Here is a 13,642-nt window from a genome sequence, read left to right as displayed (position 1 = left end):
AGGGACGGAGACTGAAGATGGCGATCCGCGTTGCGCACGTCGGTACCGGAAACGTCGGCGGCCTGGCGCTGGCCGAACTGATCGCCAACCCGCAGTTCGATCTGACGGGCGTGTGCGTGTCCACACCGGAGAAGGTGGGCCGCGACGCCGGGGAACTGTGCGGCGTGGGTCTGGACGCCCCCACCGTCACGGGCATCGCCGCGGTCAACGACCTGGATGCCATCATCGGCGCCAAGCCCGAGTGCGTCGTCTACTGCGCGATGGGCGACACCCGGCTGCCCGACGCGATGGCCGACGTGATGCGCCTCCTGGCCGCCGGCATCAACGTCGTCGGCTCGTCGCCTGGACTGCTGCAATACCCATGGGGCGTCATGCCCGACAAGTACATCGACCGCGTGGAAGATGCCGCTAAGCAAGGTAATTCGAGCATCTTCATCAGTGGTGTGGACCCGGGATTCGCCAACGACCTGATTCCGTTCGCTCTCGCCGGGACGTGTCAGCGCATCGAGCAGGTGCGCTGCATGGAGATTCACGATTACGCCAGTTACGACGGCGAAGAGGTGATGAGCTACATGGGCTTCGCCAGGCCGATGGATGAAATCCCGATGCTGCTGCAGCCGGGCATTCTCAGCATCGCCTGGGGTACCGCGATCCGTGCGCTGGCGGCCGGGCTCGGCATCGAGGTCGACGAGATCACTGAGTCCTACCAGCGCGAACCGGCGCCTGAGGATTTCGATATCGCGATCGGCCACGTGGCCAAGGGCACGGTAGCGGTGCTGCAGTTCGAGATTCGCGGCATGGTCAAGGGCCACCCCGTCGTCGTCATCGAGCATGTCACCCGACTGCGTCCCGACCTGCGCCCCGACCTGCCCCAGCCGGCCTCCGGCGACGGCTCGTACCGCGTCGAGATCACCGGTGAGCCGTCGTATGCCGTCGACATCATTCCGAGCAGCCGCAAGGGCGACCACAACCACGCCGCGATCGCCGGCGCCGCGGGCCGCATCGTCAACGCCATCCCGGCGGTCATCGCGGCGCCACCGGGCATCCGGACCACACTCGATTTGCCGTTGGTAACCGGCAAAGGACTTTACGCACCAAGCACTTTGGTGACCACCTAAATCGAAAGGAGACCCGCGTGGGTCGGGTAGACGGAAAAGTTGCTCTGATCAGTGGTGCCGCTGGCGGGATGGGAGCCGAAGACGCGCGCCTGCTCGTCGAGGAAGGCGCCAAGGTCGTTATCGGCGACATCCTGGACGACCAGGGCAAGGCGCTGGCCGACGAGATCGGCGACTCCGCGCGGTACGTCCACCTTGACGTGACGCAGCCCGAGCAGTGGGACGCCGCCGTCGCAACCGCGGTCGGCGAATTCGGGAAGCTCAACGTACTGGTCAACAACGCCGGCACGGTCGCGCTCGGCCCGCTCAAGAGCTTCGACCTGGCCAAGTGGCAGAAGGTCATTGACGTCAACCTGACCGGGACGTTCCTGGGCATGCGGGCGGCGGTCGAGCCGATGATCGCCGCCGGCGGCGGCTCGATCATCAATGTGTCGTCGATCGAGGGCCTGCGCGGCGCGCCCATGGTGCACCCCTATGTCGCGTCCAAGTGGGGCGTACGCGGGCTGGCCAAGTCGGCGGCCCTGGAGCTGGCGCCGGACAACATCCGGGTCAACTCCGTGCACCCCGGCTTCATCCGTACCCCGATGACCAAGCACCTGCCCGAGGACATGGTCACCATCCCATTGGGCCGGCCCGGGGAAGTGCGGGAGGTCGCGACGTTCATCCTGTTCCTTGCCAGCGACGAGTCGTCGTATTCCACTGGCAGTGAGTTCATCATGGACGGCGGGCTGATCACCGACGTGAACCACAAGGACCTGTTCTAGTCGTCGACGAACACCACCTTTTGCTCGACGGTGTCTCGGCCGAGACGGATATGGTTGGCGGGGAAATCCGGATCCAGATAGCCGACCGATAGGCCACACAGCACGGTCAACTCGGCCGGGATGTTCAGCTGTTCGCGCAGGACTTCGGGATAGCCGGCGATCGCCACCTGAACGCAGGTTCCGACCCCGCGTGCGGTGAGCGCCAGGATCAGGTTCTGTAGGAACATCCCGACCCCCAGGGCGTCGGTCAGGCCTAGTTCGTGGTGCATGCACACGACGCCGGCCAACGGTACGCGAAAGAATTCCCAATTGCGCAACACCGCGGCGCGCCGGCCCGCCTGGTCGTCGCGGGTGATGCCCATCGACCCGTAGACCACTTTGCCCGTGTCGCTTCGATAGTGAGCGAAGGATTCCGGCAGCGGCGGTACCTTCGGCGGTCCCGCTTCGGCGGCCTCGAGCAGCGCGGCCACCAGCCGGCCACGGGCCGCGCCGGAGGCGAAGTAAAGGTGCCAGGGTTGCACGTTTGAGTTCGACGGGGCGCAGCTGGCCAGGTCGAGCGCTTCGTGAAGCAATTCGCGCGGCACCGGCCGGTCGGGCAGGAACATCCTGATCGACCGGCGTCGCCTGATCGCGTCCTCGAGGTCGTACATTCGTCTCCCACCGTCGTGTGATTCCCGCAGTCTTCCAATCCGGTGTGATCCACCGGTGCCGGTGGGTGCTATAACCGCGAACATGCCAGGCAGCCTCGGGGATCTGAAAGGGATTGTCGGATCCAACCACGTCGTCACCGACCCCGACGTGCTGTCCGGGCACAGCGTCGACCACACCGGCCGCTATCGGGGCCGCGCCAGCGCGCTGGTACGGCCGGAGTCGGCCGAACAGGTCGCCGAAGTGTTGCGGGTGTGCCGTGACGCCGGAGCCCATGTCACCGTGCAGGGTGGTCGCACCTCGCTGGTGGCCGGCACCGTGCCGGAGCACGACGACGTGCTGCTGTCCACCGAAAGGCTTTGTGGGCTGGGCGATGTCGATACCGTCGAGCGCCGCATCGCCGTCGGTGCCGGAGCCACACTGGCCGCGGTGCAACATGCCGCGATCGCGGCCGGCCTGGTGTTCGGCGTGGACCTGGCCGCCCGCGACACCGCGACGGTCGGCGGGATGGCCTCGACCAACGCCGGCGGGCTGCGCACGGTCCGCTACGGCAACATGGGCGAGCAAGTCGTCGGCCTGGACGTGGCGCTGCCCGACGGCTCGCTGATGCGCCGGCACAGCCTGGTGCGCAGCGACAACACCGGATACGACCTGCCGGCGTTGTTCGTCGGCGCGGAGGGCACGCTCGGTGTCATCACCGCGCTGGATCTGCGGCTGCACCCGATGCCGTCGCACCGGGTGACCGCGGTCTGCGGCTTCGACGATCTCGACGCGCTGATCGCCACCGGCCGCGTCTTCCGGGATGTGGACGGCATCGCTGCGCTGGAGTTGATCGACGGCCGGGCCGGCGCACTGACTGCTGAGCATCTCGGCATTCCGGCACCGGTCGAGGCGGGCTGGCTACTGCTGGTGGAGCTAGCCGCCGACCACGACCAGACCGAGCGGCTCGCCGACCTGCTCGCTGATGCGCCGATGTGCGCGGAGCCCGCGGTGGGCGTGGATACTGCTGCGCAGCAACGCCTCTGGCGCGTTCGCGAGTCGCTGGCCGAGGTGCTGGGTGTATACGGGCCCCCGCTGAAGTTCGATGTGTCGCTGCCGCTGGCGGCGATCGCCGGGTTCGCCGCGGATGCGGTCACACTGATTCGCGAGCGGGTCGGCGACGCCGTACCGCTGTTGTTCGGCCATGTAGGCGAGGGCAACCTGCACCTCAACGTGTTGCGCGTGCCGCTCGACCAGGAGAAGGCGCTGTACGGTCCGATGATGGACTTGATCGCCGCGTGCGGCGGCAACGTCAGCTCCGAACACGGTGTTGGCAGCCGCAAGCGCTCTTTTCTCGAAATGTCAAGGGAAGCGATCGATATCGCGGCCATGCGAGCGGTCAAGACGGCGCTCGACCCGACCGGCTACCTGAACGCCGCGGTGTTGTTCGACTAGTCACGCAACGACATTTCAGGCGGCGGGCAATGCCCGCCACCTGAAATCGCCCGCGACTGTGCGGCACTACCGTCGACCGCCGCCGAAGCTGTGGCCACCCCCGCCGCCGAAGCCACCCCCGCTGTGGGAGCCCCCGCCGAAGAGGCCGCCCCCGCCGCCGGCGATCGACGGGCCTGCGGCCGAGCCGCCGCCGCCACCGGTCGATGGGCCGCCGGCGATCGACGGGCCGCCGGCGGGACCGCCGCCGGAGGGGCCGACGACAACGGTCCCACCGTCCGTGGGGCCGCCTGCCGAGGCTTTGCCGCTGCCATCGGGATTAGCGGGCACCACCGTTGCCGGCTGATCCGGCGCACCCGATGCCGGTGTAAGCGGCGTTAGGGGCACCGGCACCGGCGCAACTGATGCCGGTGTAAGCGGCGTTAGGGGCACCGTTGCGGGTGTAAGCGGCGTCCACGGCACCGATGGCGGCGGACCCGGAGGCGGACACCAGCCCGGGGTGAAGAAGAACGGGTCGTCGAGGTACCAGGGCCAGATCGGCCAGATTAGCGGGAGATTCTGCGCCTGCCGTTGGCAGTACGCCACGGCCTCCGGGCTGTTGTCATTGATCGGATTAGGGCCGATGCACAGCGGTGGCGGTGGCGGTGGATCCGGCGGCGTCTGGTCGGTTTCTGTGTCCACCAAATGGACAGATGTCGAGTCGACAGCAGTCCCCGGCGCACCAGGTTGCGCGGTTTCGAACACGGCAAACATCGCGGTTGCGGCGGTTCCGGCCAGAACTGCCGACTTCAGCCAGGATTGCCATCCGCCGCGGCTTCCGATTGTGTGCTGCCGGCGATGTTTTCCCCTCGCGGCCTTGATGATTCCCCTTGTCATGATCTGTGGTCCTATCCGAGCATTCGATCTCAATGTCATATGTGAAAGCATCGACAATATACAATCAGCTTAGTTATATGTGATCCGCCGAGGGTAAGCACGCTGCCCTATGCTGTCAACCATGGTTGTCAAATCTGGTTCACGGGCACTGCAGACCGATCTGGGTGAGGCGCTGCGGGTTGCCTGGTGGAGCTATGCCCAACGAATCGACGCAGAGCTGGCCGCTGCTGGTTTGCCAGGGCGTGAGTTTCCGTTGAACTACCTCTTCGCGCTGTGCGGTCAACCAGAGCCAATGACAATTTCGGAAATGGGTCGGCAATTTGCCGTCAGTCGTCAGGCTGCCAGCAAGATCACCGCCGAACTACGCCGGCGCGGGTACGTAGCGGTGGCCGCCTCGGCGACCGATCAGCGGGAGAAGGTGGTAGAGGTCACCGCAAAAGCCGTCGAGCTCGTTACAGCGCGGCGGCGCGCCGCGGCCGCGTTGGACCGGGAAATCGGTGAACGCCTCGGCCGCGCCGGGGTCGCCGAGCTGCAACGCGGGCTGGAGACAATAGCTGAGGTTTCCGTGGGCAAGAAGCGCGCCGAATTCGGCAACCTGTACCGCTCACCCAGGATGTGGTGAAGTGCGCTGCTACATTCGGTCGCCGCCCCGACTAGTCGGTGGTCGGTTTGATTCCGACGGCGTGGCGCAACTGCGCCAGGAACTGCTCGGCGTCGTCGCTGCGAACGATGTAGTGCGAGATGGCGATCCGGATCACCGTCGCCGCCTTCACCGCGGCGTTAGGCCCGGGCAGGTGCCGTTGCAGACCGTCGCGCATCTGCGGGATGACGTTGCCGAACTGGGCGATGGTGTGCTCGGGTTCGACGTCCACCATGCGCACGCCGGAATATGAATGCTGGTACTCGACAATGAATCTCAGCACGGCGTCGAGCTTCTCGTAGCCCTTGAGTCCCGCGGTGGCCTTCACCAGACCGCTTTCGAAAAGCTGGCGCTCGTACTGCGAGAACGCCGACAGCAACTCCTCTTTGGAGGCGAACCAGCGGTAGAGGGTGGGGCGCGAGACCCCAGCCTGGGCGGCGACCTCGGACAGGCTGAGTTTGGTCTTGCCGTTGCGCCCGAGCACCTCGGCGGTCGCCAACAGGATCCGCTGACGCGTCGAGGTGTCCTCGCTCGTGGTCGTCGCCCCGACTGGCTGCGTCATATCTGAGACTTTACGAAGTATTGCCGAACTAGCCACGTTTCTTTTGCCCCCGTCAGTTTGACCGCGGCCGCCGGCGCAGCAGCACGGACCGCTGGATGGCGCCGACCGCGCCTTGCTCGTCGAACAGCGTGCCGATCGTCGTCCCGATGCCGTCCGGCCCGTAACTGGTTTCCGCGCGAATACCGACCCAGTCGCCGTCGGGCGCGCGGAATACGTGCACGGCGAGATCGGTGTTCAAAAATGTCCATTTGGTGATGTCGAGTTTGCTGCCGATGCCGTTGGCGCAGTCGGCCACCGCGAACAGCCTTTCCAGCTGTGTCATGTTCTCACCCTGAACGACATCGACGGCTGGCTTGATCCACGATTCGCCGGGGCCCGGGCTCAACGGCTCGGTCAGCCAGAGCCACTCCAGGCTGTGCACGTAGTTGCGGTCCCACTCCTTGGCTTTGAGATTGCGGTTGCGGGCTTCGGTACGCGGCCGGGGCAGCTCGGCGGCGGCGTGCGCCACCGCCTGGGTGTCCTGCTGCTGCAGCCGCCAACCGCTGGCGCGAGCGACCGGGCGGGGCTGGCCGTCGGGCCCCGGGGCCAGCATCTCGGCGGTCACCAGCTCGATCTGTTTGCCGGCGCGCTGCAGCTGCGAACGGACCCACAGATCGCCTTCCGACGGCACCCCGCCCAGCAGGTCGATGACGACCCGGGACAGCCGGGCGTCGTCGCGCTGCTCGCACCGCTGCAGGGCCCGGGCCAGTAGCGCCGACACCGGACCCCCGTGCTGAATCGCCGCCGACCAGGTGCCGCGCGCCAGGTCGGTCGCCCGGAACTTCTCGCCCAACGCGTCGGCGTCGTCGATCAGCTCGTAGTAGGAGTCGGTCACGTGTCTCCCTCTCGGAGGTCTCAGGGCAGCCCGGCGCCGGGCGTGGCGACCTGCACGGCGTCGAGCCGCGATCCCCGGGTGCCCACCAGGCGCTGAGGATATGCGTCGGTACTCGACAGCAGAAACAGGATGCGGCGTTCGGGGCCGCCGAGCGTGCAGGCGATGGCGACCCGGTCGCCCATATCGATGCGGTCGGTCACGTCGCCGCCCTCGACGATCCGCTCGAATTGGTGCGCCAGCGTCATCGACGTCCAGACGCCGCCCGCGGCGTCCAGGGCGATGCCATCGGGCGGTCCGTCCAGGCCGTCGGCGAAGATCCGCCGGTCGTGTAGCGCGCCGGTGTCGTCGATGGTGAACGCGGTGAGTCGGCGGCCGATCGATTCGGCGACGATCAACGTCTTGCGGTCCGGCGTGATGACCATTCCGTTGGGAAAGTCGAGGTCCTCGGCGACGACAGTGGCCCCGCTGGCGCTGTCGTCGGCGTCGAGGCGCACGATGACGCCGCCGCTTCGGGCCTGGGATCCGATGTAGGCGCGCCCCGCGTCGTCGATGACCATGTCGCCCAGGCTGGCCGGGACCAGGGCGGTGAAATCGGCGATCTCCTCCACGGTTTCCCCGTCATAACGCAGCACCCGCCGGTCTTCGGCCGACGCGATCAGCAGCGACCCGTCGGGGCAGAAGCCCAGGCCCGAGGGGGAGTGCCCGGGCAGCGGCAGCGTGGTCAGTGCGCCACCCAGGGTCGAGGTGTGTACCGCTTCCCCCAGCATGTCGGAGAACCACAGCAGGCCCTCGAACCAGCGGGGGCCTTCGCCAAAGCAGAACCCGTTGGCCAGCGGCTCGGGGATCATCGGCTCAAGCCTTTACAAAACACCGCAAAAGTGTCATGCAATCCCGGCTCCGGTGTCAATCTGATGCCCGGGCGAGCTCGCGCGCGACGGCCTCGTGATAGGCGTCGATCCTGGCCGGGTTGGCCTGTTCGAAGAGCCGATCGGGCAGCGGGGCGTGCTTGGGCGCCTCAATCGTCATGGTGCGCGAAAACAGCGTCATGTCCTGTCCCGGCCTGCTGAACCGGTAGGACACCGTGATGCGGCCCGTTAAGCCGCCATTTCCGGCGCGGTCGTGGCCCAGGCGTCCGATCGAGGTGAACACGAACTGGATGGGGCGCACCGCGACGGCCAGCTGCCAGGTGAAGATTCGGTCCCCGTCGGGGCCCGCTTCCTCCCAGGTGTCGCCGACCTTGAGCGGCAGTGGTGGCAGCTCGCCGATGTGCGTGCTGCCGGGATAGGTCTTGGTCCAGTTCTGCGGATTGGTGACGAAGTCGTACACGGTCTCGGCGGACTGGGTAAACGCGGTCTCTGACGTGCTCGTCACGATGCCCAATTGTGTTGCCTCTCTGTGCTTTCCATTGGTCTAATCGGGGGTTGCCCGCAGTGTTCGGCCGAGTCTTGTTAGCCAAGCTTTACAAATCCTACTCAAAGTGTCACGCTGAGCCGGAAGCTGCAAGCGCGAGAAGTGGAGTCCGATTTGACCACGGAATCTGAGCAGACCGAGTGGACGGTGCAGGGCCTGCTGGATCTGTTCGACGTGCAAGCCGACGGGGACGACCGATTCTCCGGTGACACCGGCATCGCCGGCGGCGACGAACGACAGGTGGTGGAAGGCACCCAGGTGCTCGCCCAAGCGATTGTCGCCGTGTCCAAACGATTCCCGGACAAGTCGGTGCGCTCGGCACACGCGGTGTTCTCGCGTGCCGTGGTTGTCGGCCCGCCGATCGAGCTCGTCATCGACGTGGTGTCCGAGGGCCGGTCCACCGCGACCGCGGTCGTCGCCGTGCATCAGAACGAGCGGCGCTGCCTGAGCATCACGGTGCTGGCCGACGTTCCCACCGACGACGTCATCCGCCACCACCTGCCGCGGTCCGAGGTCGCGGCCCCGGCCGATGCGCACCACTCGCCGATGCCGATGGCCGGACGCGAACTACGCCTGGTCGACGTCGTCGACGTCAACAGCCCCGACGAGGTCGGGCCGCCGGAGCTGTACGCGTGGTTGCACTATGACCCGATCCCGGCCCGCGACGACCTGGCCAAGGCGCTGCTGGCGTACTTCACCGGTCATCTGGGGATCTCCACCACCATGCGTCCGCATGAGGGCATCGGCACCGCCCAGGCGCACCTGACCGTGTCCACCGCTCCGATGAGCATCTCGGTCGCCTTCCACGAGCCGATCAGCTGGAGCGGATGGCTGCTCTACACCCACGAGAGCACCCAGGTCGGCGCCGGAATGTCGTACGTACGCGGCACCGTGCATGCCGAGGAGGGCGAGTTGCTGGTCTCCTTCGCCCAGGAGGCGCTGATCCGGCCGCTGCGCACCAGCGACACCTCGATCGACTCGCGCGCCCGCTTCTAACCGCCATGTATTTCACCATCACGCACCCGATGCACAGCCATCCCTACAACCCGGAGCTGGTGAGTGGGGACGGCATCGGGAAGATGGCGGCGGCCACCGAAGCGGCCGGCGTACACGGGTTCGGCTTCACCGATCATCCGGCACCGTCGCAGCGGTGGCTCGAGGCCGGCGGGCACGACGCGTTAGATCCCTTTGTCGCATTGGGTTTCGCGGCGGCCACCACGTCCACGCTGCGATTGATCCCCAACATTGTGGTGTTGCCGTATCGAAACCCGTTCGTGGTGGCCAAATCCGGCGCCACCCTGGATCTGCTGTCCGGTGGCCGCTTCACGCTTGCGGTCGGCGTGGGCTATCTCAAGCGTGAGTTCGCGGCACTGGGAGTCAGCTACGACGAGCGCGCCGAGCTGTTCGAAGAGTCGCTGCAAGTGATCCGATCGATCTGGACCGGCGACGACATCACCTTTGAGGGAAAGCATTTCAGCGCGCGCGGCATCACCGCGCATCCCCGGCCGCCGACTAGCCCGCCGATCTGGATCGGCGGCAACACCACGGCGTCTCGCCAGCGGGTAGCGCAGTACGGCGACGGCTGGTGCCCGTTTCCCGCCCCGCCCCAACTGGCCCAGACCGCCGGGACCGCCGTCATCGACTCGGTGGCCAAGCTTGCCGACGGCATCGACGATCTCCGGCGCCGCTGCGATGCCGAGGGCAGGGACTGGTCCGCGATTGACATCACCTTCACCAACTTCGACGGCGGCAGCCCGACCGACGACGCGTTCAACGCCGACGCGTACTTGGAGGGCCTGCAGAAGCTGGAGAAGCTGGGGGTCACCTGGGTCAGTGTCCACCTGCCCGGCGACAGCGTGGCACACGCGCTCGAGACTCTCGCCCGTTTCCGTACGCTCGTGATCGACGCCGTCTAAATGGACTTCTCCCGCGTCGACCTTTCGCCCAAGGACCAGGAGTTCTACCACCAGTTCCGGGAATTCATCACCGAACATGTCACCGACGAAGTGCGACGGCGTGATCGTGAGACCGGTGAAAACTTCAGTGAGCCACTGCATTTGGCACTGGGCGAAGCGGGGTATCTGACGTCGGACTGGAAGCTGGAGTCCGAAGGCGGCTTCGATCCGGTGCGCCGCCGGATCTTTCACCTCGAGATCGGCCGTGCTCACGCGCCGTGGTTCCACTGGGGCACCACGGCGGTCGTCGCCCGGTTGGTGCAGCAGTTCGGGGTGCCAGAACTCGTCGACGCGGTGCTGCCCGGCGTGCTGTCCGGCGAGATCCGGCTGTGTCTGGGCTACACCGAGCCAGAGGGCGGCTCCGACGTCGCGACCTGCAAGACCCGAGCTGTGCACGACGGTGATGGATGGATCATTAACGGCTCCAAGATGTTTACCTCTAATGCGCAGAATGCCAAGTATGTCTTCCTGCTCACCAACACCGATCCGCAGGGACGTAAACACAAGAACCTGACCATGTTTCTGGTGCCGCTGGATTCATCGGGCATCGAAATCCAGGGCATCCGCACGCTGGACGGCGACCGCACCAATATCGTGTATTACAGCGACGTGCGGGTCGATGATCTCTACCGGATCGGTGAGGTCAACGGCGGCTGGACGGTGATGCGGTTCGCCCTGGACGCGGAGCATGGCATCACAGACCCGGCAGACCATGGCTTGCAGAATATTTCGATGATGTCAGAGCACGGCCACCTGATGGCGGAGGCGGCCGACGGGGTCGCCGCCATCCTGTCCGCGCCCGACGCGGACGGGCGGCGGGGCATCGACACTGAGGCGACGAAGTACCGGCTCGGCCGCAGCCTCGCCCGCATCGAGGCCGCGGTCTCCACTCCCGGTACGTACGGACGTGTCGCACTGATTCAGACGATGCGCGACGTCTCCCCGGAGCTGATGGACATGCTGGGGCTGCATCGGCATTGCCCACCGACACAACGGGTTCGGTGGATAACGGCGCCGTCGAGTTCATCTTCCGGCACGGCATCCCCGCTGGGATCTACGGCGGCACCATGGAAGTCTTTCGCAACATGATCGCCCAGCACGATCTGAAGCTCGGCCGCCCTAGCTACGGCGGATGAGAGGTAGCTCGGCCACTACATCCGCGTGCGTGTCGTCGAAGCTCAGAAAGCCTTTGATGGGCCAGCTTTCCGGCGGCGGTTCCGGATAGCTCCAGGCCACGTCGTCGATGCTATCCGCGGACCAGTACGTCGCGAAACCTTTGTAGTTGCAGTAGCTCGACGTCTCCGAGCGGCGCAACAGATCGATGCGCACGTGCGCAGGATCGACGTAAAGCCTTGGCTCGAGCGAGGTTTCGAAAACGATCACGGTATCGTCGGTGTCGACGAGCACGGTACCTGCGACGCTGACGCGCAGGCGCCGCGTGGTCGGGCGGCAGTCGACGCGGTGATACGGATTCGGCGGGTAGTGAACGAGTTCGCGGCCTTCCTCCAGCCAGGTATCGACGGCATCCCACGGCACGTGCACGAAACCCGGTGCTTCCGGCTCGGGTTCGGCGGGTAGGTCGCCCACTTCCCCGGCCCGGAACAGATAACTCAGCGGGCGGCCCTGCCGATGCACCATCAGCACCTGCTCCGTGTCGATCACCGGGCGGCCGCCCCGCAGCGCCTGCACGCGGCGTGGGTGCGGTTCGATGTAGACGACGTCGCCGGGCAGCGGGGGAGAGAACCGCCCGGCCGGATCGCTACCGAGCGGACCGCGTCCGGCCACCAGACTCATAGGCCTAGGTTAACGCCGCCGTCCGGCACCACTGGCCCGGATCTGGATGTCCGCCGAACGCTTCTTCGGGGCATCGGATTCGGCGGTCACTAGAACGGCCAAGGTTTGGCCGGTGCCGGCGTCGATGAACGACAGTGGCGGTGAGCCGTCCTGCAGGTAGGTGTCGCCCCACTGCACCAGCGACATGAACACCGGCAACAAGTCCTCCCCGGGCTCGGTCAGCCGGTACTCGTCCCGGGCCCGGCTGCCCGGCTCTTGGTACGGGACGCGCGCGACGATCTGGGCCGCTTCGAGCTGTTTGAGTGCCCGCGACACCGCCGGTGCCGACGTCTTGATCCGCTCTACGAAATCCTCGAAGCGCGTTGTGCCGAAGAATAATTCGCGCAGGACCTGAAACGTGGTCTTGGTGTTGAGCAGCTCGAGCACCTTGGACATCGAACAGGAATCGCCGGCCGACCACCACTGCCGGCGGTCCTGCCGCCTCTTCTCGAACTCCATCCGAAACTCCTATGGATAACGCTTGCGTTAGTCAGCGTACAGTGGTTTGATCTGACTAACGACAACGTTAGTCAGCATGGGGGTGCAAGCGCACCGACCAACGCCCATCAACGGCAAGGAGACAACATGTCGACCGAACGGCTGTTCCTGATCACCGCGCCAACCGGAAACACCGGGGCGCCCACCGTCAAGTTCCTGCTCAAAGCCGGTCACCGGGTACGCGCCTTCGTGCACCGCATCGACCATCGCTCCGCGGCGTTGGCCGACCTCGGCGCCGAGATCGTCGAGGGCGACCTGCTGGACTTCCGCGCGGTCAGCTCGGCCATGGCCGGTGTCGACGCCGCCTACTTCTGCTATCCGATTGCGCCGGGCACCCTGCTGCCCGCCACCACGATCTTTGCCCAGGCCGCCAGCGAGGCCGGGGTTGACGCAGTGGTCAACATGTCCCAGATATCGGCGCGTCGGGAAGCGAAAAGCAATGCCGCCCAGCAGCATTGGCTAGCTGAACGGCTGTTGGATCGCGCCACGTTCAAAACTATCCACCTGCGTCCGACCTTTTTCGCCGAGTGGCTCAAGTGGCAATGGCAGCGCGACGACAACGAGGGCGTGCTACGGCTGCCCTTCGGCGACGGCCGGCACGCGCCGATTTCTGGCACCGACCAAGCCGCGGTGATCGCCGCCATCCTGCGAAACCCTGCGCCGCACGACCGCCAGATCTACCCGCTGGTGGGGGCCAAGGAGCTCGACCATTACGGCATCGCCGCCGAAATGGCGGACACGCTCGGCATCCCGGTCCGTTACCAGCCGGTCGGAATCGCCGAATTCGCAATTGGGCTGGCCGCGGCGGGCTTCCCGGACTTCTTCGTGCAACACATCAGCAGCGTCGCCCAGGACTACCGGGACGGAATCTTCTCCGGCGAGAACAACCTGGTCGAGGTCATCAGTGGCCACCAGCCGATGACCGTGACCGACTACGTCAACGCCAACCGGGCCGAGTTCGATCACGACGGCCGGTTCGTGCAACGCGGTCAGCTCAAGGCGAGCTGACCGCGCGCGATCGGGGGCTTGTGCGCGG

The 13,642-nt window shown here is 66.2% G+C and carries 15 protein-coding genes and 1 pseudogene; 8 read left to right on the top strand and 8 right to left on the bottom strand.

Annotation, left to right across the window (positions count from 1 at the left end):
* Positions 1–17: 17 nt before the first annotated feature.
* Positions 18–1,118, top strand: coding sequence for an NAD(P)H-dependent amine dehydrogenase family protein (locus H7K34_RS22975; protein ID WP_264064293.1), 1,101 nt, complete (start codon positions 18–20; stop codon positions 1,116–1,118).
* 17 nt (positions 1,119–1,135) lie between these two features.
* On the top strand, positions 1,136–1,879 hold the full coding sequence (locus H7K34_RS22970) for a glucose 1-dehydrogenase (protein WP_264064292.1): 744 nt from the start codon (positions 1,136–1,138) through the stop codon (positions 1,877–1,879).
* On the opposite strand, the gene H7K34_RS22965 is transcribed toward H7K34_RS22970, so the two are convergent.
* Complete coding sequence (locus H7K34_RS22965) at positions 1,876–2,529, bottom strand: nitroreductase (protein WP_264064291.1); 654 nt, start codon at positions 2,527–2,529, stop codon at positions 1,876–1,878. The genes H7K34_RS22970 and H7K34_RS22965 overlap by 4 nt on opposite strands.
* Before the next feature lie 82 nt (positions 2,530–2,611).
* Here H7K34_RS22965 and H7K34_RS22960 point away from each other — a divergent pair, with 82 nt between their 5' ends.
* The gene (locus tag H7K34_RS22960) at positions 2,612–3,961 is read left to right on the top strand and encodes an FAD-binding oxidoreductase (protein WP_264064290.1); all 1,350 of its coding nucleotides are present in this window, start codon (positions 2,612–2,614) and stop codon (positions 3,959–3,961) included.
* A 66-nt stretch (positions 3,962–4,027) separates the two neighbouring features.
* On the opposite strand, the gene H7K34_RS22955 is transcribed toward H7K34_RS22960, so the two are convergent.
* Positions 4,028–4,834: a hypothetical protein gene (locus H7K34_RS22955; RefSeq protein WP_264064289.1), complete on the bottom strand. Its 807-nt coding sequence runs from the start codon at positions 4,832–4,834 to the stop codon at positions 4,028–4,030.
* A gap of 121 nt (positions 4,835–4,955) precedes the next feature.
* On the opposite strand from H7K34_RS22955, the gene H7K34_RS22950 reads away from it, so the two are divergent.
* Entirely contained in the window at positions 4,956–5,456 is a 501-nt protein-coding gene (locus H7K34_RS22950; protein ID WP_108922265.1) for a MarR family winged helix-turn-helix transcriptional regulator, read from the top strand.
* A gap of 31 nt (positions 5,457–5,487) precedes the next feature.
* On the opposite strand, the gene H7K34_RS22945 is transcribed toward H7K34_RS22950, so the two are convergent.
* Genes H7K34_RS22945 through H7K34_RS22930 form a run of 4 tightly spaced genes read right to left on the bottom strand, consistent with a single transcriptional unit; the run spans position 5,488 to position 8,290 of the window.
* Positions 5,488–6,036 (bottom strand): TetR/AcrR family transcriptional regulator, encoded by a 549-nt coding sequence (locus tag H7K34_RS22945; RefSeq protein WP_264064288.1) that lies wholly within the window; start codon positions 6,034–6,036, stop codon positions 5,488–5,490.
* A 52-nt stretch (positions 6,037–6,088) separates the two neighbouring features.
* On the bottom strand, positions 6,089–6,910 hold the full coding sequence (locus H7K34_RS22940; protein ID WP_264064287.1) for a thioesterase family protein: 822 nt from the start codon (positions 6,908–6,910) through the stop codon (positions 6,089–6,091).
* Between the two features lie 20 nt (positions 6,911–6,930).
* Positions 6,931–7,758 (bottom strand): SMP-30/gluconolactonase/LRE family protein, encoded by an 828-nt coding sequence (locus tag H7K34_RS22935; RefSeq protein ID WP_264064286.1) that lies wholly within the window; start codon positions 7,756–7,758, stop codon positions 6,931–6,933.
* Positions 7,759–7,813: 55 nt separating this feature from the next.
* The gene (locus H7K34_RS22930) at positions 7,814–8,290 is read right to left on the bottom strand and encodes an SRPBCC family protein (protein ID WP_264064285.1); all 477 of its coding nucleotides are present in this window, start codon (positions 8,288–8,290) and stop codon (positions 7,814–7,816) included.
* A gap of 144 nt (positions 8,291–8,434) precedes the next feature.
* Between H7K34_RS22930 and H7K34_RS22925 the strand changes: the two genes are divergently transcribed.
* The 3 genes and pseudogenes from H7K34_RS22925 (at position 8,435) to H7K34_RS22915 (ending at position 11,411) form a co-directional block, all read left to right on the top strand.
* Positions 8,435–9,316 carry an acyl-CoA thioesterase gene (locus tag H7K34_RS22925; RefSeq protein WP_276059913.1) on the top strand — a complete coding sequence of 294 codons (882 nt, stop codon included), beginning with the start codon at positions 8,435–8,437 and terminating at the stop codon, positions 9,314–9,316.
* Between the two features lie 5 nt (positions 9,317–9,321).
* Entirely contained in the window at positions 9,322–10,236 is a 915-nt protein-coding gene (locus H7K34_RS22920; RefSeq protein WP_264064283.1) for an LLM class F420-dependent oxidoreductase, read from the top strand.
* A pseudogene (locus H7K34_RS22915) lies at positions 10,237–11,411 on the top strand (acyl-CoA dehydrogenase family protein).
* Here the strand turns inward: H7K34_RS22915 and H7K34_RS22910 are convergent.
* Both H7K34_RS22910 and H7K34_RS22905 read right to left on the bottom strand, forming a co-directional pair.
* On the bottom strand, positions 11,395–12,069 hold the full coding sequence (locus H7K34_RS22910) for a DUF427 domain-containing protein (RefSeq protein ID WP_264064282.1): 675 nt from the start codon (positions 12,067–12,069) through the stop codon (positions 11,395–11,397). The pseudogene H7K34_RS22915 and the gene H7K34_RS22910 sit on opposite strands and share 17 nt — an antisense overlap.
* A gap of 9 nt (positions 12,070–12,078) precedes the next feature.
* Positions 12,079–12,567 carry a winged helix-turn-helix transcriptional regulator gene (locus H7K34_RS22905; RefSeq protein ID WP_264064281.1) on the bottom strand — a complete coding sequence of 163 codons (489 nt, stop codon included), beginning with the start codon at positions 12,565–12,567 and terminating at the stop codon, positions 12,079–12,081.
* A 126-nt stretch (positions 12,568–12,693) separates the two neighbouring features.
* Between H7K34_RS22905 and H7K34_RS22900 the strand changes: the two genes are divergently transcribed.
* Entirely contained in the window at positions 12,694–13,614 is a 921-nt protein-coding gene (locus tag H7K34_RS22900) for an NAD(P)H-binding protein (protein ID WP_264064280.1), read from the top strand.
* The last annotated feature ends 28 nt before the right edge of the window (positions 13,615–13,642 follow it).

The sequence above is a fragment of the Mycobacterium montefiorense genome, assembly GCF_025823255.1.
Classification (GTDB): Bacteria; Actinomycetota; Actinomycetes; order Mycobacteriales; family Mycobacteriaceae; genus Mycobacterium; species Mycobacterium montefiorense.
The sequence above is the reverse complement of the archived record's forward strand: the minus strand, read 5'-3'. Positions and strand labels throughout refer to the sequence as shown.

What these genes read in the sequence shown, in the direction of transcription:
- H7K34_RS22960 (WP_264064290.1), top strand. Translation starts at nt 2,612, where the DNA reads ATGCCAGGCAGCCTCGGGGATCTGAAAGGGATTGTCGGATCCAACCAC.
- H7K34_RS22950 (WP_108922265.1), top strand. Translation starts at nt 4,956, where the DNA reads ATGGTTGTCAAATCTGGTTCACGGGCACTGCAGACCGATCTGGGTGAG.
- H7K34_RS22975 (WP_264064293.1), top strand. Translation starts at nt 18, where the DNA reads ATGGCGATCCGCGTTGCGCACGTCGGTACCGGAAACGTCGGCGGCCTG.
- H7K34_RS22905 (WP_264064281.1), bottom strand. Translation starts at nt 12,567, where the DNA reads ATGGAGTTCGAGAAGAGGCGGCAGGACCGCCGGCAGTGGTGGTCGGCC.
- H7K34_RS22945 (WP_264064288.1), bottom strand. Translation starts at nt 6,036, where the DNA reads ATGACGCAGCCAGTCGGGGCGACGACCACGAGCGAGGACACCTCGACG.
- H7K34_RS22935 (WP_264064286.1), bottom strand. Translation starts at nt 7,758, where the DNA reads ATGATCCCCGAGCCGCTGGCCAACGGGTTCTGCTTTGGCGAAGGCCCC.
- H7K34_RS22955 (WP_264064289.1), bottom strand. Translation starts at nt 4,834, where the DNA reads ATGACAAGGGGAATCATCAAGGCCGCGAGGGGAAAACATCGCCGGCAG.
- H7K34_RS22965 (WP_264064291.1), bottom strand. Translation starts at nt 2,529, where the DNA reads ATGTACGACCTCGAGGACGCGATCAGGCGACGCCGGTCGATCAGGATG.
- H7K34_RS22900 (WP_264064280.1), top strand. Translation starts at nt 12,694, where the DNA reads ATGTCGACCGAACGGCTGTTCCTGATCACCGCGCCAACCGGAAACACC.
- H7K34_RS22920 (WP_264064283.1), top strand. Translation starts at nt 9,322, where the DNA reads ATGTATTTCACCATCACGCACCCGATGCACAGCCATCCCTACAACCCG.
- H7K34_RS22910 (WP_264064282.1), bottom strand. Translation starts at nt 12,069, where the DNA reads ATGAGTCTGGTGGCCGGACGCGGTCCGCTCGGTAGCGATCCGGCCGGG.